The following is a 382-nucleotide window of genomic DNA, read 5'->3' as shown; positions in this document are numbered from 1 at the left end:
GTCCGCGACCTTCTGCTCTACTCGATCCACATCGCTTCCACCTGCGGCGTCCCGCCCCCGTCCGCCGGATACACGCCACTTTTCACGTACCGGTGGAACGTCGTGTACGGCCAATCCACCGCACTCGCCACATGGCCATGCCTCACCGGGTTGAAATGAATGTAGTCCATGTGGCGTTCAAAATCGCGATCATCGCGGACCTCGTGTTCATGGAAACGACGTTGCCAGATCGACGCATCGCGGTGCTTGATACGCGAAGGATATCTGGCGCCGGTTGAAACTGTGGAGACTAATGCAAACCTAGATACCGAGCTCTTGATGATAGCCCAGCGGGCCGAATAGTCGGTATCGCCGTCGGGCAGGGTCCAGATGCAATGCAGGT

1 protein-coding gene is annotated in these 382 nt (G+C 58.1%); it reads right to left on the bottom strand.

From position 1 onward, the window contains the following. Positions 1-17 precede the first annotated feature (17 nt). Positions 18-382, bottom strand: a 365-nt coding sequence (locus tag KVT32_RS29030) for a transposase (RefSeq protein WP_371825637.1), incomplete at its 5' end; no start/stop codon positions are given.

It is taken from the genome of Achromobacter sp. GbtcB20 (genome assembly GCF_019091095.1).
Lineage (GTDB): Bacteria > Pseudomonadota > Gammaproteobacteria > Burkholderiales > Burkholderiaceae_B > Achromobacter > Achromobacter mucicolens.
The sequence above is the reverse complement of the archived record's forward strand: the minus strand, read 5'-3'. Positions and strand labels throughout refer to the sequence as shown.